Source organism: Maribacter luteus (assembly GCF_009674825.1).
GTDB lineage: Bacteria > Bacteroidota > Bacteroidia > Flavobacteriales > Flavobacteriaceae > Maribacter_A > Maribacter_A luteus.
Genome location: NZ_WKJH01000006.1, coordinates 26,660 through 51,576, shown reverse-complemented (window position 1 = coordinate 51,576; position 24,917 = coordinate 26,660). Strand labels below are relative to the sequence as shown.

Sequence of the window (24,917 nt, the reverse complement as noted above, 5' to 3'; positions counted from 1 at the left end):
TAACCAAATAAAACAAAATAACAATCAGTAAAACCTGATGCTTTAAGTAATCAAAAGCTATATAAAACAGGAAAAAGGAATTTCAAATAAGCATTTAAGCAAAATTGTAATACATGAAACGCAGGGAATTTGTAGTTAAAAGTAGTTTGGCGACTGCAGCAGTGGCCACATCGTCATCAATATTCGGAAACATCAATAATTTCAGGGGTGCCAATGACACGGTAAACATTGGGATTATCGGTACTGGTGACCGTGGAACAGGACTTACGCCACTTATAAATGAATTGGACAAATTCAATGTTATCGCCTGTTGTGACACCCTGCCATTCCGTTTAGAGAACGGACTCAGCAAAGTAGAAGGAAAAGCCCAAGGTTATAAGGATTACCGCAAGCTTTTGGACAATCCCGATATTGATGCCGTTTTGGTCTCTACCCCTTTGAATACCCACTCAAAAATCGCAATGGACGCATTGGATGCTGGCAAACATGTGTATTGTGAAAAAACAATGGCGAAAGGATACGACGGTATTGAACACCTAGCCGCGAAAGTAAAATCCTCTAATAAGATATTCCAGACGGGACATCAATACCACAGTTCAAGATTATATACCCATGTGGTCAAAATGATAAAAAAAGGAATGATCGGCAAGATTGCCGCCTTTGAATGCCAATGGAACAGAAACGGGAATTGGAGACGGGAAGTTCCGAGTCCTGAATTGGAACGCGCTATAAACTGGCGAATGTACCGTGAATTCTCTGGCGGATTGGCCGCTGAGCTTTGCTCACATCAAATCGATTTTGCAAATTGGGTAACCGAATCCACTCCAGATAAAGTTGTGGGAATGGGTGGCGTTGATTATTGGAAAGATGGGCGCGAAACCTATGACAATATCCACCTGCTATACTCCTACCCCAGTGGTGTAAAAGCCACCTTTACTTGCTTAACCAGTAATGCCATGGACGGTTATCAAATTAAGGCCATCGGTGACAAAGGCACCATTGTCCTGGATTATGCCAAAGCTTGGTTTTACCCTGAAGGAAAGAAAAATAAAGAATTGGGAGAAGTGGATGGTGTTTCCGGAGCTACCGTAAAATGGGATGAAGGAAAAGGCTATGCACTTAATATTGAACATGAGGATGCCAGTAAACAGGCATTACATGATTTTAGGGATAGTATTCAAAACAATACAGATCCGGTTTCCAACATTACCACAGGGGCGAATGCCGCAATTTGTGTTCAAATGGGACTTGATGCCATGTATAACGAAGAAATCGTACATTGGAAAAAACTTCCTAGTGTTCAAGCGATTTAATGAAAGGTTCTTATTGGATGAAGTATGGGAATAGGAAATTTATAAGATAGATTTGGGTTGATTTTGAAACGTAGCTAATGGTGATTATTCCTTTAAGACCACATCGCTATATTTTGAATTGATTTTTATTGATCGGGCACTATTCCCCTTCTTTTGATATCCCTCGTAAAAAACGGTATTATTCTCTTTTCTTGTGTTCAACTTTAGGTTTTGGGGGTACGTTAATTTAGAACGCGTACTTTTTGCCGCAATCACAAAATCGGTTTTTGGCAAATTGCACCTTAACTCGCCATTCTGTAAGGATATATCAATATCCTTGAAATCATTGGAAACCCAGTCTATCATAATCGGACCCATTTTATTGTCGATTATCGCAGATTCCAACAACCTATGGATCTTAACATCCGAAGATGTGGTGCTTAACCTTAAGTTAAGCACCTCGTTCAAATCCACTTTTTCAGAATAGGAAGTCTGTAACAACCCACAGTTCCATCTTTCTACCTGCACTGGCGAATACGAAGTGGTTATCGTGGTTTCTTCCCCATCTATGGTCGTGGCCCATAAAGTGGAATATGACAACCTTGCATTGATGTTTTTTGTATTCTCTGCTAATTTCACGGCTCCATGGCGTACGTTCATATTGATCTTTGTTCCCTTCGGCATTTTAATTTTAATGGTCTTTTTCACCTTGAACCGTTTATTGCCCCTATCGGTGGAATAATAAAAAATATGGGGTTCATTTGCATGTAATTCCCGCTTTTCAATAATCCGTTCTCGGCGTTCTTCCATCTCTTTTGCTCGCTCTTCCATTTGTTCAGCACGTTTTTCCATGGCCTCTTCCCTAACCTCCATTCGCTTTTCGTGAGCTTCGGCCCTTTTCTCCATCATCGCTTCACGGCGTTTTGCCATGGCGGCCTGCCTTGCTTCCATCTTAGCTCCCCATGCTTCCATCTTTTTCTCATATTCCTTATCAAAACCCTTTTCAAACTTCTTTTGCCATTTTTCAAGGTATTTTTCACCCTCCTTTTCATAAGCCTCATAATCAAACTCAACCTCGGGGACAGGAGGCATCGGCATATCGGATAAATCCAAATGCATTTCTGGCATCTCCGGCACCTCTGGAATTTCGGGCATCTCAAACTCAAAATCGGGAATCTCTATATTAAGATGCTCCAATCCACCAACGGAGTGTTTAATAAACCAGGTGTTTTCAACTCCGGTTGTAATAGATACCTTTTTACTGTTACCGACAATTTCGATAGCATCTTGATCAAAGTACTCGGATGCTTCTTCTTCCGTTGCCCCATCGAGGACAATGGTCGCCGTTATGGCAATTTGGTCCTTATTCCAAGTCTCGAATTCAATATCTACATTACTGGTATTGATATCGAGAACTGTTTCTGAATTTACATTGAACACCTCATTAATGGTCTTCTGTTTTTCTTGCCCGTAAATCCCCAGTGTTAAAAGGAGAAAGATCATGGCAATCGATTTAAATTGCATTGGTTTCATACTGCTCGTTTTTTGATGATTGTAATTCGTTCAACTTCATTTTTAATTGTTGTAATAATTGTAAGCGCATCTGTAGGTTTTTTATAAGTGCGGAAATGGTCTGATCATTAGGTCCGATTTGGTTGAGCTCGGTCGTTAAGTTCTTATATTCCGAATTCAGGTCGGCCAAACGTTCCATATAACCATCCACGACCTCCTTATTGTCATCGGAAACCGCCAATTTTGCCAATTCAAGGTTAATATGGGCTACGTAATAACTTTCGACTTTTTTTAAATCGGGGGAAAGGTCTCCCAAAGAAATACCGGTCTTATTTTCTACGTTCGTGTTCTTATCTACAACCGTAGTGGGAATGTTCGCTTTGTTTCTTTGGATAAAAAACATAGTGCCCAAACCTATTAAGACAAGAATGGTGGCGGCTATCTTGAGAAAAAAGAAGGATGGTTTCTTATCTTGCCTGAGCTCCTTATCCAAACGATCCATAAACCGTTTCTCATGCCCCCTGTTCATAACAAAGTGCTCTTTACGTTGTTCCTCTTCGAATAACTTTCTAAGGTCTTGTGCCATTGGTCTTTTCTTTTAATAATTCTTTTAAATAGCTTTTGCCCCGTAATAATCGTGTTCTACTAGTGGTCTCGGTCAACTTTAAGACCTGTGAGATTTCTTTATGATCAAAACCTTCGATCAAGAACATCAGTACTACATATTTATATTTCTCGGGCAGTTGGCTTATTGCCGATTTCACTTGATCAATGCCGATTTCATTATCTACAGTCCAATCATCTTCTCTTGAAATCTCTAACATATTCTCATCCAACTCCACCCAACGTTGTCGTTTGGCTTTTAAAAAATCAATACTCTTATTTATGACGATCCTTTTTAACCAGGCCCCAAAAGTCACCTCTCCTTTAAATTGATGTATTTTCTGGAATGCTTTTATAAATGCCTCCTGGATAACATCCTCGGCATCGTCCGCATTTTGAACATAGCGCATGGCCACACAGAACATGCCCTCACAATATTGTTTGTAAAGTTGCATTTGGGCCTTCCGGTTATTGGCCTTGCATTTTTCTACCACATCAATATGAAACATTATGTGCTCGGTGTTGGTTTTATTCGTTTGTTTCCCTAAGGACGATATTAATAGGTCAATGTTGCAAAAACAGTTAATTTTGCTACTTAAAATTCAATTTTCTTGAAACAAGTTACGATAAGCAACCCTTTCATCACCTTGATCGTATTGGATTATGGTGCGATTATCCAAAAATTATTGGTGAAAGATGATGAAGGCAGATATACGAATGTGGTCGTAGGATATGACTTTCCGAGTAAATATCCCTACGACACGGCTTCTTTAGGGGCATGCGTAGGGAGATATGCCGGACGTATCGCCAACGGTGGTTTCACCCTTGATTTCAAGAACTACCTTTTGCCGACCATTGATGGTATTCATTTACATGGTGGCCGACAAGGTTTCGGTAAAAAATATTGGACAATTGAAGAAGTACACCATGGAGATGAACCCTTTGTTCGGCTTTCATACTTCAGCAAACATTTAGAGGAGGGTTACCCCGGAAATTTAAAAGCCTCCGTAACCTACAAAATAAAGAACAACGAGCTTTACATTATCCACGAGGCCAAGACCGACCTTTCAACAGTCGTGAACCTGACCAACCATTCTTATTTTAAGCTGGACGGTGAAAACAGTATTGACCATTATTTTCTTAAGCTGAATTGCCCTAAAATCGTAGAGACCCATAAAAATCTATTACCAACAGGAAAATTAATACCAGTAAAGGGTACTGAGAAAGATTTTAGTTCCGAGCGTCAAATAGGAAAAACGAGATTTGATACTCCGTTTGCCACAAATGACGAGAGCAGTTTCGCAGCTATGGTATATTCCAAAAAATCAGGAATTTCAATGGAAGTAAACACCAACCAACGTGGATTGGTCGTTTATACACCAAAGGATTTCCCTGCCATTTGTTTCGAAACCCAGAATTTTCCAGACGCCCCCAATCAACCCAATTTCCCCAGTAGTGTGCTTCGGCCCAATGAAACCTATCGAAATGCATCTGTCTTTAAGTTTGATTTAGTAACTTAGAAGGGATTTCAAAAAAACAAGATGAAAAAAATTAAATGGGTATTACTCATCCTAATAGCATTGGTGGCTTTGGTCATTTTTGTCGGCATGCCATATATGAAAGAGCAGACCAAAAAAAATAGTCCAGAAATCACGAATTCCTATACAAAAAACGGAATGGACCTTTCTATCAATTATTCAGGACCTTTTAAAAAGGACCGTATTATTTTCGGCGAACTGGTTCCCTACGATGCAGTATGGCGTACAGGTGCCAATGAACCAACTACGTTCAGTACGGCCAAGGACATTAAGATCATTGATAAAACCCTAGCTGCAGGAACATATTCTTTTTGGACCCAACCCGGAAAGGATAGCTGGAAGGTTATCTTCAACAATGAAATCCCCGATTGGGGTGTTACCATCCTAAGTGGCGGTAAGGAAACGACAAGAAACCCTGAAACCGATGTTGTTGTAGTCCAAGTACCTTCAGAGCAAACGACCACTGTTCAAGAACAACTCTCCATTACATTCGAGGACAGCGAACAATTATACCTTGTTCTTTCATGGGACAGAACCAAAATAAAAGTGCCCATTAATGAATAATTTAAACATGGTAATTCCAACAAGACCTTAAAAGACATCACTTTGCGGGTATGAATCTATGTCCTAAGAAGATCAAGTGCTTTCATTTGACCCACCCTTTTAAAGATAAATGGGGAGAATAGGGTTTCACTAATAAAAAGCATAAATTTGCGCCATCATAAATCAACGGCATGCAACCTATCACAGATTCTTTACTTTCTATTGTTGTTCCTCTTTATAATGAAGAGGATAATGTGGTCTTATTGACCCAAAAGATCCATGAAAGTCTTGTTGGTTACCAATACCAAATCATCTACATAGACGACTTCTCTACAGACGATACCCGTAAGGTGGTCAAAAACATGAATGATGACAAGGTTCATCTAATTGAACTAAAGAAAAACTATGGCCAAAGTCTGGCCTTGGCAGCTGGGTTAGATTATGCCGAAGGGGAATATATCATAACCATGGACGGGGATTTACAGAATGACCCTAGTGATATTCCTGAAATGTTGGCATATGCCGTAAATGATGAATATGATGTAATCACCGGAATCAGGCAAAAGAGAAAAGACTCCTTGGTCAAAAAAATTCCATCAAAGATTGCCAATTTCTTGGTTCGGAGGGTTACCAAATTGGACATAAAAGATAATGGTTGCGCCCTAAAAGTATTCACAAGGGATATAGCAAAAGATTTGAACCTTTACGGGGAAATGCACCGTTTCATAACCCTACTCGCCCATTTGGAAGGCGCACAGATAAAACAAGTACCCGTAAAACACCATGCCCGAAATGCCGGGGTTTCAAAATACGGACTGGAGCGTGTTTTCAAAGTCGTGGCAGACATGATGTTACTTCTCTTTATCCGAAAATATTTTCAAAGACCGATTCACTTATTCGGAATTTTCGGCTTTTTGATGATTCTTTTGGGAGTAGGTATAAACATTTACTTACTTATTGTAAAATATGGTTTTGGAGAAGATATTGGGACACGCCCGCTTTTGATTTTCGGACTTATGTTCATTTTGGCAGGCATCCAGGTCTTTACCATAGGTATTGTTATGGAACTCCTAATACGCACTTATTACGAGTCACAAAAGAAAAGACCTTACAGAATTAAAAAAGTAACGGTTGGAGACGGGATTGCGTAAAAAACTGATAACAATAGCTAAAATTGCCATAAGTGTAATTCTTATCTATTTCATCTTTACGAAGGTCGACTTTAAAGAAGTCCTTCAGATTGTAAAGAATTCGGACTTTGTTTATTTAATCGCGGCGATTCTATTTTTTATAACATCCAAGATTTTGGCATCTGTTCGTCTTAACCTGTATTTTCACGAGCTTGACGTAAAACTCACCCAAAAAAGCAATCTTGAATTATACCTTTTGGGCATGTTCTACAACCTTTTTCTTCCTGGCGGAATAGGTGGTGACGCCTACAAGGGATATCTTATAAAAAAAGAATTCGAAGTGGGTACGAAAAAAGTCGTTTCGGTGCTGGTGCTTGACAGACTTAGTGGCTTGTTATTGTTATTCATCTACGCTTGTATTTTGGGAATACTTTTGGAGAACACCTGGCTCAACACTTACGATATTCCCATAGGGATACTAAGTGTCTTATCGATTGTAGTTTTTTGGTTCCTTAACAAACGTTTTTTCAATTTTGTCTTACCTGTTTTTTGGAAATCTTTTGGTCTATCCGCACTAGTACAATTGGCCCAATTGATCTGTGTAGTTTTTATTTTACTCGCGCTTAAAATCGATACGAACAGCATTCCTTACCTCTTCATCTTTTTAATCTCATCAATCGTATCGGTATTACCGTTGACTATCGGTGGTATCGGAAGTCGTGAAGTGACCTTCTTTTATGGGGCGACCCTTCTCGCATTAAATGAAAACACATCGATAAGTGTAAGTATGGTGTTCTTTCTGATTACCGCTTTGGTTTCACTTTTCGGAATCTTCTATCACTTTAAAAAAATAAAACTGAAAACGGCAGATCAATAAATATGCACCAAATGCATTTTATTGAGCACTTTCTTTCGGGTATTGGGATTTAGGAACTTTCCCTGCAACCTCGTTATTCGAAATTGTTTTTCGGTCAATTGCCTATCCCAATCGAAACCGGAATCCTTCAGTATATCCAATTCCTTGTCGCTGGCATACACCCAAATATCCTTGCGATATTTTAAATCACCTACCGATGCAATTTTTACCGGTTCTTGGTTGTAAAAATCCAACGCCCATGTATGTGCTTGGGAAATCTTATAAATATTATCCGTGTCTATATTATTCTTCTCAATGGTCTTAGCCATGGTTGATCCTGCTTGGTATTCCAACAAGGAAGGATAAAAATGCATGTTCAATACCCCATTCAATAGAACGGAACTTATCGCTCCTATAGTAATTATCTTATAAAAATAAAACTCATGCTTTAGGCAATAATAAATAATGAAAACACCTATGGCCGATTGCCAGATATAGCTATAACACGACTCGGTCTTGAACACATAAAAATAGATCAAAATAGCGGCGATGAATACTACCCCGAGAATAAAATACTGAAAGCCCAACAATATCTTTTTCAGCTTTTTCTTCTTATCGGTATACAAACCGAATAAATACCCTGCGGAAAGCACTGCGAACAATGGTATCGTAATATTCAGGTAATGCGGTAATTTGAACTGCGCAAAACTGATTATAATGAAAATCAATGTAATTCCGCCCAAAGTCAAAAATTCCTGACCAGCCACGTACTTAAATTTCGATTTCACCATCGATTTGGCCTTTTGCCAATAGGCCACCAAACCAATGATAGTCCAAGGCAGAAATACCCAAAGGAATGTATGGAAAAAGAAAAAATAATCACTACTGTTCTTACCTACACCTTCTCCGCTCAAACGTTCAAAGCTCTGTTCCCAGAATATAAAGAAGAGACCACTCCTATTGCCTTTACCCCTTATGATTTTTTCTGGATGCAAATCAAATTGGTGATAATACGCATACAACATGGGGGTTATGAAAAGGGCAAAAACCAATAGTCCTATAATTACCCTCCAATTAAGGAACATTTTCCATTTTCGAGTGTAACCCAAATGACAGAGTATAGGTAGGCCAATGACCAAAAGTGCGATTTGTCCTTTGGTTGAAAATGCGATTGCAGCCCCAAAAGCACCCAAAACCATATGTTTTAGGGAATTTTTTTCAATATAGGCCGCCAAATGCCAAATGGCGAAAACCGCAAAACCGGTCAACACGGCATCGGTACGAACATCAATGGCTCCCAATACGATTGTCTGACTGGTCATAAAAATCAAGGCTGCTATCTTGCCTACCCTATTATCGTAAAGCAACCGGCCTAAGCCAAAACAGCTATATGCCCCTAATAAGGTCGCCAATATTCCAGGTATTCTATAGGCCCAATCATGCAAACCGAAAATCTTAAAGGATAGAGCCGCCAACCAATAATGCATATGCGGCTTGTCCAAATATTCTTCCGGACCTTTGAAAAGACTCAAAAAATCATTCTCCTGGACCATACGCATGGCCATAACAGCGAACTGTGCCGAATCGTTTTCAAAAAGGGTTACGAACATTCCGGCAACATATACCAGAACTATAAGAATCAACAAAAACCAATATCTGGTATTTGAAATCATAATTGAAATTTATGAAGTGCAAAGATATACAACTTTGTAAATAGCCAACTCATACCTAAACCTATAACGATGCCCGTGAACACATCCAACGGAAAATGTACTCCAATATATATTCGGCTATATGCCACCATCAATGCCCAAAGGAATAAAAAGATTCCTATGAACCTGAATTTCGGTTTTAATAAAAAAGTAAAGAGATAGGCCACCGCGAATGAGTTGGCAGCATGGGCAGAAAAATACCCGAACTTGCCACCACACGAATTCTTGACCAAACGCATAAGGCTACTAACCTCTGGATCATAACAAGGCCTAAGCCGTTGAACCCCATATTTGAAGAAATTCGCCAATTGATCACTGACCAATATCAAAATGGCAACGGTGGCCAATACAACGAACATCTTTCTTAATCCTAATTGGCGGTATGCCAAAATGAGCAGTACGAGGTAAATAGGAATTGAACTCAATTTATTGGTTATGAACATCCAAAACCCGTCCCAAGTCGGGGTTCCCAAGCCATTGAGAAAAAGAAACACTTCCTTATCCAGCTGTATAAGTTCGTCGAGCATAGGAATTATTCTTGGTAGCGGGACACTTCACGGTCATAAAAAGCAGTAGCTGCTTCTATAAGGCTTTCTGCCTCGTATTCCAGGTCTTTCTCATCTTCCTTGACAAAATCCTCAAACCATTCCACTTCATCATCCTCAAGATTGATAATGAACCTAGGATATTCAGTATGTATTACGAATATGGCGTTGGGAAGATCGGTATTATCACCTAAAATGAATTTTGGTAGTTCCATGTATTTATGTATTAATCTGTAATCAATTTTTTGGTTAGATAATTAAATCGAAGATACAACATAATCGCCGATGCGCTCAAACCTGTTAGCAACCCAATCCAAATACCCGTGCTCCCGAGGTCTGTATATAATCCATAATAAAACGAAATTGGGAAACCAATGACCCAATACGCTATAAATGTAATCAAAGTGGGTACTTTCACGTCTTGCAAACCGCGGAGGGCTCCTAATACCACAACTTGTATTCCGTCAGAAATCTGAAAGAAAGCCGCAACCAACAACAATTGGGCCGCAAGGAAAATCACCTCGGTATTGTCCGCCAGATTCTGAGCATCGTCAACATCGAGGTAAATCGTAGGGAACCAATGTCTGCCCCATAAAAATAAAGCGGCAAAAACAACTTCCACGATCAGGGTCAATAAAAATATTGATTGGGCTATACGTCTTAATTCCTTGAAATTGCGCAATCCTTTTTGATTACCTACCCGAATCATGGCAGCCACCCCCAGTCCCGTTCCGAACATAAAAGTCATACTACTTAAATTCAAGGCTATTTGGTTGGCGGCCTGTGCATTTTTCCCCAGCACCCCACTCAACCAAACCGCAGCAGTGAAAATAGCCACTTCAAAGAACATTTGAAGCGCCGATGGAAACCCTAGACTTATGATTTTTTGCATCACCTTTTTTTCAATCTTCCTGAAATTGAATCCAGTGACATAATCATGGAATTTCTTTTTGCCCCGAAGTAAGAACCAGATGTACAATACCATCATACATCTAGAAACCAAAGTACCAATGGCAGCCCCTACGATACCCATTTTAGGAAATCCTAAAGAACCGAAAATCAATAAATAATTCAAGGTGATATTCACCACGTTGGCAATTATCGTGGCATACATTGGATATTTTGTCTGTGACAATCCTTCAGAAAATTGTTTAAAGGCCTGAAAAATAATCAAGGGTACCAAAGAAAAGGCAACAAGGTCAAGATATGGCATTGCCAAGTCAACCACCTCAGGTGGCTGCCTCATCATATGAATGAGGGGTTTTAACAATAGAATGATTGCGAATAGCGACAATCCCAAGGCCGTACATAACACCAAGCCATGTTTTAAAGCGCTTTTTGCATCAGCCTTATTTCCACCCCCATCAGCTTCGGCGACCAAGGGTGTAATCGATGTGGAAAAACCAATACCGAACGACATGGCAATAAACACAAAGCTATTTCCCAAGGAGACTGCTGCCAATTCCGCGGTCCCCAATTGGCCGACCATTATATTATCCGCTAAGGCTACAAAGGTGTGCCCTAACATGCCCAGTATGACAGGAACAGACAATCTGATATTGTATTTGAATTCTTTGGTATATTGTTTTAACAAGGTAATCTATGGTTATAAATTATTGGTAATGCGTGAAGCGTCCTTTGGTCAGGGTATGACCCTATCGTTAACAGGATAATTGGGATATTGACCGCATAACGGGTGTTTTTTGACCTCCCTTTAAAAATATCGACTAAGATGGCCTTTCCAAAGCGCTTTTGGCTTCTTCCCAAAAGACATCCATTTCACCAAGGGTCATGTCCTTCAAAGATTTCCCCGCTTCCTTGGCTTTGGACTCCAAATATTGGAATCGGCCGATGAATTTCTTATTGGTACGCTCCAAGGCATTCTCTGGATTTACGTTGAGAAAACGTGCATAATTGATCATGGAGAACAATACATCGCCAAACTCGGCCTCCATCTTATCGGCATTTCCCGATTTTATTTCCGATTGTAATTCGGAAAGTTCCTCTTGTACCTTTTCGAAGACCTGTTCGGGTTTCTCCCAATCAAAACCAACGCCAGCGACCTTATCCTGTACACGATTTGCCTTCACCAAAGCTGGCAAACCTTTTGGCACGCCTTCCAGAACGCTTTTCTTGCCTTCCTTCAGTTTAATGTTCTCCCAATTCCGTTTTACCTCCTCCTCATCTTTTACGGTTACATCGCCATATATATGAGGGTGCCTATTGATCAATTTTTCACAGATACTATTACAGACATCAGCGATATCAAAGTCATTGGTTTCCGATCCGATTTTTGAATAAAAAACAATATGAAGCAAAACATCGCCCAATTCCTTTTTGACCTCGACCAAATCGTCCTCTAAAATAGCATCCCCTAATTCATAGGTTTCTTCAATGGTAAGATGCCTCAATGTTTGCATGGTCTGCTTTTTATCCCACGGACATTGCTCACGAAGTTCATCCATTATGGTCAATAGTCGGTCAAAGGCCTTTAACTGAAGTGCTCTAGAATTCATTGATTTGCTTTTGGCAAAAGTACGAATACAATTAGTTTATTTCTAAGGACCCTAATACACATTTTTTAACTAACTTATAACGTGCAAATCCATCTCAAGAAAGCAATGAAATTCCAACCTATTCATACTATATTTATGGTTATTATTACGACAATGGTAGCTGGGCAATCTCCCTCCCAAGGTCAATTGGGAATATTTGACAATCACAGTGATATCGGCAATGTTCACCACAAAGGTTGGGCAAGTTATAGTGCAACTGACAACACCTATACCATCTCTGGGAGCGGAACCAATATGTGGTTCAATACGGATGAATTCCATTTTGTTTGGAAAAAAATGTCGGGCAACGTATCCCTCTCCGCCCTCATAGAAATGATGGATGAAGGTGTTGACCCCCACCGTAAGGCCTGTTTAATGATACGTCAAAACCTAGAACCCGATGCCCCTTATGTCGATATTGCCCTTCATGGCGACGGCCTCACTGCTATGCAGTTTAGGGAAGCCAAGGGAGGAATGACCCATGAAATAAAAAGCAATCATTTGGCCCCTATTAAAATCCAATTAAAAAAAGTCGGGAATTACTTTACCATGTACACCGGTTCAACGAAAAAAGAGCTGGAAATTACGGGTGGATCCCTGCGATTGGAACTTACCGCCCCTTTTTATGTAGGCCTCGGTGTTTGTTCCCATAACAATGAGGTTCTTGAAACCATAAAATTCAAGAACGTTGTGATCAAGGAAAACTTAAAGGCAATCGATACGGTCACGAAGGTTGAAAGCAGCTTGGAAATCCTCGATATTGCTTCCTTGAACCGAAGTGAAATATACCATACCAAAAGCCATATCGAAGCCCCCAATTGGACACCGGATGGGAAAAGATTGATTTATAATAGTGACGGACTTCTATACAAAATCAATATTGAAGGGGGTACACCGCAAATGATCCCAACTGGATTTGCCAAAAAAATCAATAATGACCATGGTATATCCCCGGACGGTACGCAAATGGTCATCAGTGACCAAACGGAAACCGGGAACTCAATGATCTATTCCTTTCCTATTGAAGGCGGAAAACCTGAAAAAATAACTCCCCTTGCCCCTTCATACTGGCATGGTTGGTCTCCCGATGGGAAAACTTTAGCCTATTGTGCCGAGCGCAATGGCAATTATGATATTTATACTATTCCTTTTGAAGGAGGAAAAGAAATACGCCTGACCTCAGCTGAAGGACTAGATGATGGCCCGGATTATTCCCCTGATGGCCAGTATATCTATTTCAATTCCACACGAACGGGTACCATGCAAATCTGGCGGATGAAAACCGATGGATCCAATCAGGAGCAAATTACAACGGACGATTACAACGATTGGTTTGCCCACCCTTCCCCTGATGGCAAATGGATAGCTTATGTCTCTTTCAATACCGATGTGCCGGCAGGTGCACACCCTCCCAATAAGGATGTTATGCTGCGATTGATGAACTTAAAAACCAAGGAAGTAATTATCTTGGCGAAGTTGTTCGGAGGTCAGGGAACCATAAACGTACCTTCTTGGTCACCCGATAGCCAAAAATTGGCATTTGTGAGTTATCATCCTGTTAAATAAAAAACGATGAAAACCTTTAAAATCCTTTCTTCCCGTATGCCGTACGGATTACTTTTTCTTTTGTTTGCGTGCTTTTCCGCCACTTCCCAAGAAAATTCGATTATAGCCAATGACGCGAAACCTGTTTTAATCGCATCTGCTTATGAATTCACCGAAGGTCCAGCTGCCGACAAGGAAGGCAATGTGTTTTTTACCGACCAACCCAACGACCAAATCATTAAATGGTCTGCAAGTGATAACACCTTGGAAGTTTTCTTAAAACCCTCAGGACGTTCAAACGGACTCTATTTTGACCATGAGGGTAATCTTATCGCCTGTGCCGATGAAAAGAACGAACTATGGCGCATTGACGAACAAAAGAATATAACCGTCTTGGTCAATGGTTTCGACAATAAAAAAATGAATGGCCCCAATGACCTATGGATCGACCCCAAAGGTGGAATTTACCTTACCGATCCATTTTATAAAAGACCATGGTGGACACATGAGGAACCGGAACAAGCAGCCAGTAGGGTTTATTATCTGACCCCTGACAGAAAGGACCTTAGTATCGTTGCCGATGGTTTTGTACGCCCTAATGGCATAATCGGGAGCCCTGATGGCAAAACCCTCTATATTGCGGACATCGGAGACGATAAGACCTATTCCTATACGATTAATGAGAACGGTAGTCTAACCGATAAAAAACTTTTTACCGCCATGGGTTCCGATGGAATGACATTGGACCACAAAGGAAATGTATATCTCACAGGCGATGGCGTTACCGTTTTCAATACAAAAGGCGATAAGATCCTCCATATCCCCATTGACCAAAAATGGACAGCGAACGTAACCTTCGGTGGCAAAGAACATAATAAGCTCTTTATTACGGCCATGAATTCGGTTTATATTCTGGATATGAATGTAAAGGGAGCCTATTGAAAAAGTTGCTTATTTTACAGCTTCGTCCCGAGGACGAAACCGCCGATAGTGAGTTTAATGCTATTTTGCAGGTGGGTGGATTGAGTCCCAATGATGTAGAGCGTATTCGCTTGGAAAAAGCCATTCCAGTAATTGACCTGAACGATTATACAGGAATCATTGTAGGAGGCAGTCCGTTCGATATAAGTACACCTTCCCTTCAAAAAAGTCTTGTTCAAAAAAACATTGAAGCCTTTTTCAAAACCCTTTTCGATGATATTGTTGATAGGGATTTTCCTTTTCTTGGGGCATGCTCCGGCAATGGCCTTTTGGGTAATTATTGTGGAGCCGCCATTTCAACTACCTTTTCAGAACCAATAGGCAGCGTTGAGGTAAGGATTACGGAAGAAGGGAAGGAAGACCCCCTCCTCAAAAACCTTCCTGAGACTTTTTCCGCTCTAGTAGGCCATAAAGAAGCATGTGATGACATACCTCCAGGCGCGGTCCTATTGGCTACCTCAGCAACCTGTCCTATTCAAATGTTCCGGATAAAACAGCATATCTACGCAACCCAATTCCATCCCGAGGCCGATGCCAACGAATTTATATTACGAATAAATATCTACAAGAACCATGGTTATTTCCCTGCAGAAGAAGCTAATAATCTGATCACCCGTATTAAAAAGACCGATACGCCGATACCCAAGATTATTTTAAAACGCTTTGTTGAGCGGTATAAGTAGTATTAATTACCAAACGGAAGAGTTAAACCAACAAGATGAGTTAAAAAGTTCAATAGTTTTTGCCCTTTTCATATATAATCGTAATATTGCAATGAACTTATAAAATAAAAAAATGGGACTAACGAAAACTGAAATGTTCACTGACCTTCAGAATGAAATCGCATTGTTTTCCAAAGCTTTTGGACACCCTGCAAGAGTAGCGATTTTACAACATTTGTTTAAAATCGAAGGCTGTATCTGTGGGGATTTGGTAGAAGAGATAGGACTGGCCCAACCTACCATTTCACAACATTTGAAAGAATTGAAACTTTTAGGATTAATCAAGGGTAATGTAGAGGGAACAAGTATCTGCTATTGTATCGATGAAGAAAATTGGACCAATATGAAGAAAGTAATGTTACAATTCTTAGACCAGGATATCGCCAACAAAAAATGTTGCTGATATTTTTTTATTAATCAATCGATTTATCGCAATAACATATTATACATGGAAAAAGAACAAGAATTGAAAAATATCGTTAGGGAACGATATGCAAAAATCGCAGAACAAGGTAAAGCTGAAAATGCATCTTCATGCTGCGGGGCCACTACTCCATCAAATAAGGTATACAATATTATGATGGACGATTATTCAGAAACCAATGGTTATGCCGAAGAAGCCGATTTGGGACTAGGTTGCGGACTTCCCACACAATTCGCAAAAATCAAAAAAGGGGATACCGTTATCGACTTAGGTTCAGGAGCTGGAAATGATTGTTTTGTAGCTAGACATGAAACGGGAGCGGAAGGAAAGGTAATCGGAATAGACTTTACTCCGATCATGATCGAAAAAGCAAGAATCAATGCTGAAAAATTGGGATATAACAATGTAGAGTTCAGAACGGGTGATATTGATGATATGCCCGTAAGCGACAATATTGCCGATGTGATTGTTAGTAACTGTGTATTGAACCTTGTTCCCAATAAGAAAAAAGTAATTTCCGAAATGTACAGGGTTTTAAAACCCGGTGGGCATTTTAGTGTTTCCGACATAGTTTTGGTCGGCGAACTTCCAGATGCCCTTCGCGAGGATGCCGAAATGTATGCCGGTTGCGTTGCAGGTGCGATTCAGAAAAAAGAATACCTACAAATAATGATCGATCAAGGTTTTCAAAACTTAACGATCCAAAAAGAAAAACCTATAGTAATTCCCGAAGATATCTTGGGCAAATATCTTTCCCCAGAAGAGGTGAAAACCTTTAATAAAGGTGAAACCGGTATTTTCAGTATTACGGTCTATGCTGAAAAACATGGGACTCCACAAGAAAAAGAAAAAATAAACCTTTCTGAAATTCAAGCAAAACAATCATGCAACCCAAATAGCGGTTGCTGTTAATGGTAAAACAGAATAAAAAATGACAACCACACATTCCGTATTCGAAAAGATAGCGATAATTGTTTCAACGCTCGACATCGACACAATTTCCATCGAACGAAAAGAAACCCTACAACCCTTGATCGATTTTATTCAATCAAAGGCCAACGATAACCAGTCAATACGCATAAACTTTATCTGCACACACAATTCGCGCAGAAGCCATTTATCGCAAATTTGGGCACAAACCCTAGCATATCATTTTGGTATATCCAATGTACAATGCTATTCCGGAGGCACAGAGGCTACGGCCCTTTTTCCTATGGTAGCTGAAACATTACGCAATTCAGGTTTTGAAATTGAGCAACTTTCCCAAGAGGCAAATCCGGTCTATAGTATTAAATATGCCGCTAACGAACACCCCGTCATCGGATTTTCAAAAAAATTGGATAGTGAATTCAATCCGAAATCTGGGTTTGCAGCAATCATGACCTGCTCACAAGCTGATGGGGGCTGCCCTTTTATCGCTGGTGCGGAAAAGCGAATCCCCATAACCTTTGAAGACCCGAAGGCTTTCGACAATACCCCACAGCAGGCCGAAGAATATACTGAAAGAAGCCTTCAAATCGCCACCGAATTATTTTATGTTTTCTCCCAAATCAATTGTTAAAAATGGCACGTAATAAAAAATTGAGCTTTCTCGACAGTTATTTAACCCTTTGGATTTTTATCGCCATGGCCATAGGAGTTGGTATTGGTTACTTTGTTCCTACATTTCCCGATATTATAAATTCTTTCAGTAGTGGAACCACGAATATTCCCATCGCAATCGGTTTGATACTAATGATGTACCCTCCTTTGGCTAAGGTGAATTATTCTCTTTTGCCAAAAGTTTTTAGAAATACCAAGATCTTGTCCATCTCACTAGTATTAAATTGGATTATCGGGCCGGTTTTAATGTTCATATTAGCAATTACCTTTTTACGGGATTATCCGGAATATATGGTAGGACTTATTTTAATTGGTCTGGCCCGATGTATTGCCATGGTCCTTGTTTGGAACGATCTTGCAGAAGGCAGTAGCGAGTATGGCGCAGGATTGGTAGCTTTGAACAGTATTTTCCAAGTATTCGGCTACAGTTTTTATGCCTGGATCTTCATTACCGTTCTTCCTCCCTATTTTGGGTTCGAAGGGGCCATCGTTGATATTTCAATCGGAACTATTGCAGAAAGCGTAGCGATATATTTGGGCATACCTTTTTTATTAGGTATTCTAAGTAGATTACTATTGGTTAAGCTCAAAGGTGAGGAATGGTATACGAAAAAATTCATTCCAACTATTTCCCCTTTGACATTGATCGCCCTATTATTCACAATTGTGGTCATGTTCTCTCTTAAAGGTGAATTAATCGTCCAAATCCCTATGGATGTACTTATTATAGCCATACCGCTTCTTGTCTATTTTAGCCTTATGTTCATTATTGGCTTTTTCTTTACTAAGGCAATGGGAGCGGAATATGACAAAACAGCCTCTGTTGCTTTCACTGCAGCGGGCAATAATTTTGAATTGGCCATTGCCGTGGCCATTGCGGTCTTCGGCCTAAACTCTGGACAAGCTTTTGCAGGGGTCATTGGGCCTTTGGTTGAGGTTCCTGCCTTAATCCTATTGGTTAGGGTATCATTCTGGTTACGCAAAAAATATTACCTGAAAGCCACAGCTTAAAATCGAATGAAAGGCAACTGGACATAAAGAAAAACACTGGCTTTTTTGCCAGTGTTTTTTTCGGTCCACCACAAAACCATATTTTTGTGCCTTCTTCAATTAAAAAACCCCTACTATCAGGAAAAGAGCTAAGTTTATAATCCAATACAAAACTGATTGGCGCAAAAGAAAATATGACCCAAGCGAATAAAAGAACAAAACAAGCCAGAACCCTTAGGATCTTTCGAAAAATTCATCGTATCACAGGTGCGGCCTTATTCATTTTTTTCTTTTTTATATCGGTAACCGGATTTCTTTTGGGATGGAAAAAACATAGTAATGGAGTTTTGATGCCCGAAACCTATGTGGGCACATCAACGGATTTAAAAAAATGGTTACCTATTGACAGCTTACATACAAAGGCCGTACTAGTACTTCGAGATTCAGTATCACCCAATATATCCACTGAAATAGACAGAATTGACATAAGAAAGGAAAAAGGGAGTGTTAAGTTCGTTTTTACCGACCATTTTTGGGGCATACAACTCGACGGTGCTACCGGAGATGTTCTGCATGTAGACAAAAGATATAGCGATTTTATAGAGAACATTCACGATGGCTCTATTCTGGATAAGTATTTTAATACCTCGGGCGGATTGATAAAAGTTATTTACACCTCAATAATGGGTATAGCCCTTCTTATTTTTACGATTACCGGATTTTGGCTCTGGTATGGGCCCAAAAGAATGAGAAGAAGTAAATCACGTGTTTAATACAACACAATAACATACATTTTCATTTAAGGTCGATATCAACCCCATAAAAAAAAGGCAGCCTTATATAGACTGCCTATATTAAAACCCTTTAATTACGTTTTAACTTAATTCCTGTTGTACTAGATAATAAAAAGCAGGTCTACTTTTCATCCTGATTCCGGACATTTTTTCGACTACTTTATGAATGGCCGCCATGGCTTTTTCCTTGTCGGTTATACCAAGTTTCTTTTGCACGAAATTCCTTCGAACCGTTTCCAATTCAGAAGCATCTTTGCCAGAAACCAATGTAGCGTCCTTGTTGTTGATCATTGTTCGCAAACGATTCACTAAGGTTTGCAATAGTTCTTGGTCAATATCAGTAACTCCACATTCTTTCAACTGACTCTCTGCAGTGTCTTTAAGCTTAGCAAGTTTTTCCGCTAAATCACTCATGATAATTGAATTTTAGATTAAAATTAATTGTGTTTTGAATAGTACTAGAAAGTTAAAGCTTTCTAGATCAATAAAATAGAATGAAGCGGAGATATTTTTCTTAACCATTGAAAATATAGGGCCAATTTCAAAATACTCCCTCATAAGAGATATCTCAATTAGAATCAGTTTAAAATCACAACCGGCATTTACATTAATTCCCCTCTTGATTTTGGGATATTTTCGATAAATTGGATTGCTCCGTATCTAATTTTTAAAAGAATAGACCTATCTTTAGGAATCAAATTACCGGAATGAGATTTTTGATATCTTCAATTTTTATTTTCATTGCCTTTTTTGGGAATTCCCAAGATTCCGTTCCTTTTGAAAATGAAGTGGCACTTATTCAAAATAAATACGACACCCTGTGGAATCCCAGTAACGAAACGGTATTATTTACGGGCAGTTCCAGTATTAGAATCTGGAAAGATCTACAAGACCGGTTTCCTGAACATCAAATAGTCAACACTGGATTTGGAGGGTCACAAGCCAAAGATCTATTGGCATATTCCGACGAATTGATCACTAGGTTCAATCCTTACAAAATATTCATTTATGAAGGTGACAATGATATTGCCTCAGGAACAAAAATAAGGGCGATAATGAAAACGATGACCCAGATAATAAACAAAATCAAGGTCAACAATCCCAAGACCCAAATTATTATTATTTCAACCAAGCCCAGCCTATCCAGATGGTTCTTAAAACGCAATTACAAACGTTTGAATCGAAAATTCAAAAAGTTATGCAAAAAAGATGATCAATTACGTTATGCGGATATCTGGAACCCCATGTTAAACAGTAAAAAATTAATCCCTGATTTATTTATCGAAGACGGATTACATATGAACCCTAAAGGATATGAAATTTGGTATTCCACATTAAAACCATTTGTAGACCAATAAGTTAATATTAGATTTAGAAATAGCATTATGATAAGATCCATTGTAACGAGAGTCTTGACCGTATTATTTATCAGTGCAATCATTACGGCTTGCCAGAAAGAACAAAAAAAACAAATTGATTTTCCACCTACCGATTTGTCAAAAGAAAACCTCATTCCAAAGCCACTGAAGATAATTGCGACGAACAAAACCTTTGGTTTAGATCGCCATACAGCTATCTACACCAACCAAAAGGATGAAGGTTTTTTTGAAATTGGGCAGTTTTTGGCCGACAAGATCAAAGCTAAAATAGATTTGGATGTTCCGGTGAATGAGGCAGGAACCAATCCTATTGAGCGCATCATTTACATAAACCGATCAGATAGCCTTGAACTTAACGCACCCGAATCTTACGAGCTTTATATTAATCCGGATTCGGTTATCATAAACTCAAATACCGCAGAAGGTGCTTTTAGGGGAATCCAAACATTACGGCAGATTATTCCCGAGCAAAGCAATGACACCCTGGCAGAGCAGAGAATTTGGCCAATACCTTCTGGAAAAATCGTTGACAACCCAACTTTTGGGTTTAGAGGGGCAATGCTCGATGTGGCCAGGCACTTCTTCAGTGTTGACGACGTAAAAAAATACATAGACCTTTTGGCTTACTATAAAATCAATATCCTGCATTTACATTTGACCGATGACCAAGGGTGGCGAATCGAAATAAAATCTTGGCCGAAATTGACCGAAATCGGTGGAAGCACGGAAGTCGGTGGTGAAGCCGGTGGTTTTTATACCCAAGAAGATTATAAAGAAATCGTTGCCTATGCATCCAAACATCATATGACCATTATACCTGAAGTAGATATGCCCGGGCATACCAATGCCGCATCGGTCTCTTATCCATTTTTAAACGGAAATGGTAAAACCCCTAAACTTTATGAAGGTACACGAGTAGGTTTTAGCACTTTTGACACGAGAAAGGATACGGTGTATGCTTTTATCGATGATGTTGTTCGTGAGATTTCCGAAATAACTCCTGGCCCCTATTTTCATATCGGTGGTGATGAAAGCCACGTCACCAAAAAAAACGACTATATCCATTTTGTTGAAAAAGTAGAGAAAATTGTACAGAAGCACGGAAAAAAAATGATCGGCTGGGATGAAATCGCTTCTGCCGAAGTTGACTCCAGTTCCATATCACAATATTGGTCTAGTGGAGACAATGCCCAAAAGGCGGTTAAAAGAGGCATGAAGATCATTCTCTCTCCTGCTAAAAGGGCCTATTTGGACATGCAATATGACACCCTTTCAAAACATGGGCTGCACTGGGCAGCGTATATCCCTGTCGATTCCGCTTATGTTTGGACACCCGAGGAATACGAGGGTATACCCATGGAGAACATTCTCGGTGTTGAGGCTCCTTTATGGTCAGAAACCATCAGTAATATGGGTGAATTGGAATATCTGGCATTCCCGCGCGTTATTGGTTATTCCGAACTCAGCTGGACATCCAAGGAAAATCGCAATTGGGAAAACTACAAGCTACGCTTGGCCAACCAAGCCCCCTATCTGGACCGCATGGATGTCAAATATTATGCATCTCCATTGATCGATTGGAAAAAGAGCAAATACAGTTATAAAGAAATAAAGAAAGACTAAGTACCCAAGGACTTATTTAAATCAAAAAGCCCTGACTTAATAAGGTCAGGGCTTTTTTAATAGTTCTATGTAATCTTTTTTATTCTTCTTCCGTGGAATCCTCAGAATCCGTATCCTTTATAAATTCGGTAATTCCGTTCTCATGAAGAATATTGTACCATTGTATCACTTTTTTTATGTCACTTGGGTATACACGGTCCTCATCATAATTGGGCAACACCTCGAAAAAGTATTCTTCCAATTTAATCTTATCCTCTTTATGTCCAATCGCGGTCTTACCACCTTTCTCTTTGACCAGTATCTTTTGAAATACTTCGCCTAAGGGTATTTCTTCTTCCAAGGTATATATCGCTATTTCTGACAATACACTAACATTGCTATGTGCACTTATGGTAATACGTTTATTATCCAACAACGATTCAGCCACAAAACCTGAACGGGTCTGGGTCAGTAATTGATATAGACCAGGTTTTCCTCCTATTGATAATATTTTCTCTAAACTCATTCCTTAAAAAAATTTCAGTTGCAAAGATGCTACATTTAGACAAATAACTACGTTAAATTATCTGCCTTTTTTCATATTCGGAAATCGCATACGATACTCCACATTTACTTTTCCTTTGGATACATTGGCCAATCGACCTTTAAGTAATCTCTTTTTCAAAGAGGATAACTTATCGGTGAACAAGATGCCTTGAATATGATCATATTCATGTTGGATGACCCTTGCCAATACCCCATCAAAGGTTTCGGTATTCTTCTTAAAATTCTCATCTACATAAGTAATGGTAATCGTATCCTTACGGGAAACATCTTCACGTATATCAGGTATACTAAGGCAACCTTCGTTAAAATTCCATTCGCTACCTGTCTCTTCTTCTATCTTGGCATTGATGAATACTTTCTTAAATCCTTTTATTCTGTTTTGCTCAGCCTCGGTGAGTTCATCATCTTCAGCAAAGGGAGTGGCATCGACAATAAAAAGCCGCAAAGCCAAGCCTATTTGCGGAGCAGCCAATCCTACTCCACTTGCATTGTACATGGTCTCCCACATATTTTCGATCAATTCATCCAATTTGGGAAAATCCTTTTCAATTTCCTTTCCTACTTTACGTAACACGGGGTCACCATAAGCGACAATAGGTAATACCATTTATTTTCTATTTATATAAGCCTGTAAAATCAGGGTTGCACTTATTTCATCGATTAACGCTTTGTTTCTGCGTTGTTTTTTTTTTATTCCTCCATCGATCATGGACTGAAAAGCCATTTTTGAGGTAAAACGCTCATCTTGCCTTTCAATGGGAATATCGGGAAATGTTCTTCCTAAATGTTTTAAAAAAGGTGTAATCAACTCCTCTGCCTCAGAAGGGGTATAATCCATTTGCTTGGGTTCCCCGACCACAAATCGCTCAACATTCTCATCGGAAACATACTTTTTCAAAAAAGCAATGAGTTCAGGGGTTTTTACGGTAGTAAGCCCAGAAGCAATTATCTGTAATTCATCTGTAATTGCGATTCCAGTGCGTTTTTTCCCATAATCCAAAGCAACGATTCTTCCCAAATCCAAGTTTTTGGCAAAAATAAACCATAAATTGTTATAACTATAAAAACACAGGATCAATTAAGGTTTCTGCCCTTATATTTGTGTAAATTTTAAGAAGCAAAATGACTGAACTTAGACAGACAATAGAAAAAGCATGGGAAGACAGGGCATTACTAAAAGAGGCCGCTACCCAAAAAGCCATTAGACAGGTAATCGATTTATTGGATGCCGGCGAACTACGCTGTGCCGAACCTAGTGAAAACGGTTGGCAGATCAATGAATGGGTAAAAAAGGGGGTCGTATTGTATTTTCCCATTCAAAAAATGGAAACCTTGGAAGCGGGTATTTTTGAATACCACGATAAAATCCCATTAAAAAAAGGATATAAGGAAAAAGGCATTCGTGTCGTTCCCCATGCCGTTGCAAGACATGGCGCATATATTTCACCCGGGACCATTTTAATGCCCAGTTATGTAAATATCGGTGCCTATGTAGATGAAGGCACTATGGTCGATACATGGGCCACTGTTGGTAGTTGTGCCCAAATCGGAAAGAACGTACACTTAAGTGGTGGCGTTGGTATCGGAGGTGTACTCGAACCTTTACAAGCCGCTCCGGTAATTATTGAAGACGGTGCATTTATCGGGTCACGTTGTATTGTTGTCGAAGGTGTTCGGGTAGAAAAAGAAGCCGTCTTAGGCGCAAATGTAGTTTTGACCATGAGCACGAAAATTATAGATGTTACAGGTGATGAACCTGTAGAAACAAAAGGTGTTGTTCCTGCCCGATCTGTTGTTATCCCAGGAAGTTATACTAAAAAATTCCCTGCAGGTGACTTTCAAGTACCTTGTGCTTTGATCATTGGCAAAAGAAAGGAGAGTACCAACAAAAAGACATCATTGAACGATGCGCTTCGTGAGTACGATGTAGCGGTCTAACATCCTACATAAAAATTTATAATTACAAAACCCTACTTAAGAGTAGGGTTTTTGTTTTTTTAGTTGTTAATAAATATATTGATTCAA

The 24,917-nt window shown here is 39.5% G+C and carries 28 protein-coding genes; 16 read left to right on the top strand and 12 right to left on the bottom strand.

Translation table 11 applies throughout. The annotated features are described in order from the left end of the window. Positions 1-113: 113 nt before the first annotated feature. Positions 114-1,313 (top strand): Gfo/Idh/MocA family protein, encoded by a 1,200-nt coding sequence (locus GJ691_RS09595; RefSeq protein ID WP_154366284.1) that lies wholly within the window; start codon positions 114-116, stop codon positions 1,311-1,313. 84 nt (positions 1,314-1,397) lie between these two features. On the opposite strand, the gene GJ691_RS09590 is transcribed toward GJ691_RS09595, so the two are convergent. From GJ691_RS09590 to GJ691_RS09580, 3 genes are read right to left on the bottom strand one after another with little or no spacing between them, the layout of a single operon-like run. Next, positions 1,398-2,825 (bottom strand): DUF4097 family beta strand repeat-containing protein, encoded by a 1,428-nt coding sequence (locus GJ691_RS09590; RefSeq protein WP_154366282.1) that lies wholly within the window; start codon positions 2,823-2,825, stop codon positions 1,398-1,400. Then, positions 2,806-3,390: a hypothetical protein gene (locus tag GJ691_RS09585; RefSeq protein ID WP_154366280.1), complete on the bottom strand. Its 585-nt coding sequence runs from the start codon at positions 3,388-3,390 to the stop codon at positions 2,806-2,808. The genes GJ691_RS09590 and GJ691_RS09585 overlap by 20 nt, the downstream gene beginning before the upstream one ends. Further along, complete coding sequence (locus GJ691_RS09580) at positions 3,374-3,916, bottom strand: RNA polymerase sigma factor (protein ID WP_154366278.1); 543 nt, start codon at positions 3,914-3,916, stop codon at positions 3,374-3,376. Before GJ691_RS09580 ends, GJ691_RS09585 begins: the two co-directional genes overlap by 17 nt. Positions 3,917-4,018: 102 nt before the next feature. Between GJ691_RS09580 and GJ691_RS09575 the strand changes: the two genes are divergently transcribed. From GJ691_RS09575 to GJ691_RS09560, 4 genes are all read left to right on the top strand, one after another. Further along, positions 4,019-4,927, top strand: coding sequence for an aldose epimerase family protein (locus GJ691_RS09575; RefSeq protein WP_154366276.1), 909 nt, complete (start codon positions 4,019-4,021; stop codon positions 4,925-4,927). 21 nt (positions 4,928-4,948) lie between these two features. Then, complete coding sequence (locus tag GJ691_RS09570) at positions 4,949-5,509, top strand: DUF2911 domain-containing protein (RefSeq protein ID WP_154366275.1); 561 nt, start codon at positions 4,949-4,951, stop codon at positions 5,507-5,509. Positions 5,510-5,679: 170 nt separating this feature from the next. Continuing rightward, positions 5,680-6,639 (top strand): glycosyltransferase family 2 protein, encoded by a 960-nt coding sequence (locus GJ691_RS09565; protein WP_154366273.1) that lies wholly within the window; start codon positions 5,680-5,682, stop codon positions 6,637-6,639. Next, entirely contained in the window at positions 6,620-7,495 is an 876-nt protein-coding gene (locus GJ691_RS09560) for a lysylphosphatidylglycerol synthase transmembrane domain-containing protein (protein WP_154366271.1), read from the top strand. The genes GJ691_RS09565 and GJ691_RS09560 overlap by 20 nt, the downstream gene beginning before the upstream one ends. Here the strand turns inward: GJ691_RS09560 and GJ691_RS09555 are convergent. From GJ691_RS09555 to mazG, 5 genes are all read right to left on the bottom strand, one after another. After that, positions 7,489-9,147 (bottom strand): ArnT family glycosyltransferase, encoded by a 1,659-nt coding sequence (locus tag GJ691_RS09555; RefSeq protein WP_154366269.1) that lies wholly within the window; start codon positions 9,145-9,147, stop codon positions 7,489-7,491. The genes GJ691_RS09560 and GJ691_RS09555 overlap by 7 nt on opposite strands. Beyond that, complete coding sequence (locus tag GJ691_RS09550; protein WP_154366267.1) at positions 9,144-9,713, bottom strand: phosphatase PAP2 family protein; 570 nt, start codon at positions 9,711-9,713, stop codon at positions 9,144-9,146. Before GJ691_RS09550 ends, GJ691_RS09555 begins: the two co-directional genes overlap by 4 nt. 5 nt (positions 9,714-9,718) lie before the next feature. Then, complete coding sequence (locus GJ691_RS09545) at positions 9,719-9,946, bottom strand: hypothetical protein (RefSeq protein ID WP_154366265.1); 228 nt, start codon at positions 9,944-9,946, stop codon at positions 9,719-9,721. 11 nt (positions 9,947-9,957) lie between these two features. Then, entirely contained in the window at positions 9,958-11,325 is a 1,368-nt protein-coding gene (locus GJ691_RS09540) for an MATE family efflux transporter (RefSeq protein WP_154366263.1), read from the bottom strand. A gap of 133 nt (positions 11,326-11,458) precedes the next feature. Further along, positions 11,459-12,247, bottom strand: a complete 789-nt coding sequence (mazG, locus tag GJ691_RS09535; RefSeq protein ID WP_154366261.1) for a nucleoside triphosphate pyrophosphohydrolase — start codon at positions 12,245-12,247, stop codon at positions 11,459-11,461. Between the two features lie 135 nt (positions 12,248-12,382). Between mazG and GJ691_RS09530 the strand changes: the two genes are divergently transcribed. The 8 genes from GJ691_RS09530 to GJ691_RS09495 all read left to right on the top strand — a co-directional run bounded on the left by GJ691_RS09530 (position 12,383) and on the right by GJ691_RS09495 (position 19,323). Continuing rightward, positions 12,383-13,852 (top strand): TolB family protein, encoded by a 1,470-nt coding sequence (locus GJ691_RS09530; RefSeq protein ID WP_246200157.1) that lies wholly within the window; start codon positions 12,383-12,385, stop codon positions 13,850-13,852. A 6-nt stretch (positions 13,853-13,858) separates the two neighbouring features. Beyond that, complete coding sequence (locus tag GJ691_RS09525; protein WP_246200156.1) at positions 13,859-14,773, top strand: SMP-30/gluconolactonase/LRE family protein; 915 nt, start codon at positions 13,859-13,861, stop codon at positions 14,771-14,773. Then, positions 14,770-15,495, top strand: a complete 726-nt coding sequence (locus GJ691_RS09520; protein WP_154366257.1) for a glutamine amidotransferase — start codon at positions 14,770-14,772, stop codon at positions 15,493-15,495. Before GJ691_RS09525 ends, GJ691_RS09520 begins: the two co-directional genes overlap by 4 nt. A gap of 112 nt (positions 15,496-15,607) precedes the next feature. After that, a complete protein-coding gene (locus tag GJ691_RS09515; RefSeq protein ID WP_154366255.1) occupies positions 15,608-15,937 on the top strand; it encodes an ArsR/SmtB family transcription factor in 330 nt (109 codons plus the stop codon). Between the two features lie 45 nt (positions 15,938-15,982). Then, complete coding sequence (locus tag GJ691_RS09510; protein ID WP_154366253.1) at positions 15,983-16,870, top strand: arsenite methyltransferase; 888 nt, start codon at positions 15,983-15,985, stop codon at positions 16,868-16,870. A gap of 19 nt (positions 16,871-16,889) precedes the next feature. Continuing rightward, positions 16,890-17,519, top strand: a complete 630-nt coding sequence (locus GJ691_RS09505; RefSeq protein WP_154366251.1) for an arsenate-mycothiol transferase ArsC — start codon at positions 16,890-16,892, stop codon at positions 17,517-17,519. A gap of 2 nt (positions 17,520-17,521) precedes the next feature. Next, positions 17,522-18,571, top strand: coding sequence for an ACR3 family arsenite efflux transporter (arsB, locus tag GJ691_RS09500; protein ID WP_154366248.1), 1,050 nt, complete (start codon positions 17,522-17,524; stop codon positions 18,569-18,571). Positions 18,572-18,744: 173 nt separating this feature from the next. Beyond that, positions 18,745-19,323: a PepSY domain-containing protein gene (locus tag GJ691_RS09495; RefSeq protein WP_154366246.1), complete on the top strand. Its 579-nt coding sequence runs from the start codon at positions 18,745-18,747 to the stop codon at positions 19,321-19,323. A 102-nt stretch (positions 19,324-19,425) separates the two neighbouring features. On the opposite strand, the gene GJ691_RS09490 is transcribed toward GJ691_RS09495, so the two are convergent. Further along, positions 19,426-19,758, bottom strand: a complete 333-nt coding sequence (locus GJ691_RS09490; RefSeq protein ID WP_154366244.1) for a DUF2853 family protein — start codon at positions 19,756-19,758, stop codon at positions 19,426-19,428. A gap of 293 nt (positions 19,759-20,051) precedes the next feature. Here GJ691_RS09490 and GJ691_RS09485 point away from each other — a divergent pair, with 293 nt between their 5' ends. Then, the gene (locus tag GJ691_RS09485; protein WP_154366242.1) at positions 20,052-20,702 is read left to right on the top strand and encodes a GDSL-type esterase/lipase family protein; all 651 of its coding nucleotides are present in this window, start codon (positions 20,052-20,054) and stop codon (positions 20,700-20,702) included. Positions 20,703-20,729: 27 nt separating this feature from the next. Next, positions 20,730-22,346, top strand: coding sequence for a family 20 glycosylhydrolase (locus tag GJ691_RS09480; protein WP_154366240.1), 1,617 nt, complete (start codon positions 20,730-20,732; stop codon positions 22,344-22,346). Positions 22,347-22,425: 79 nt separating this feature from the next. Here the strand turns inward: GJ691_RS09480 and GJ691_RS09475 are convergent, their stop codons facing one another. Genes GJ691_RS09475 through ruvX form a run of 3 tightly spaced genes read right to left on the bottom strand, consistent with a single transcriptional unit; the run spans position 22,426 to position 23,910 of the window. After that, positions 22,426-22,851, bottom strand: coding sequence for a DUF5606 family protein (locus GJ691_RS09475; protein WP_154366238.1), 426 nt, complete (start codon positions 22,849-22,851; stop codon positions 22,426-22,428). Between the two features lie 57 nt (positions 22,852-22,908). Next, positions 22,909-23,499 (bottom strand): peptide deformylase, encoded by a 591-nt coding sequence (gene def / locus GJ691_RS09470; RefSeq protein ID WP_154366236.1) that lies wholly within the window; start codon positions 23,497-23,499, stop codon positions 22,909-22,911. Continuing rightward, positions 23,500-23,910: a Holliday junction resolvase RuvX gene (ruvX, locus tag GJ691_RS09465; protein WP_154366234.1), complete on the bottom strand. Its 411-nt coding sequence runs from the start codon at positions 23,908-23,910 to the stop codon at positions 23,500-23,502. 104 nt (positions 23,911-24,014) lie between these two features. On the opposite strand from ruvX, the gene GJ691_RS09460 reads away from it, so the two are divergent. After that, on the top strand, positions 24,015-24,830 hold the full coding sequence (locus GJ691_RS09460) for a 2,3,4,5-tetrahydropyridine-2,6-dicarboxylate N-succinyltransferase (RefSeq protein WP_154366233.1): 816 nt from the start codon (positions 24,015-24,017) through the stop codon (positions 24,828-24,830). Positions 24,831-24,917: the final 87 nt, after the last annotated feature.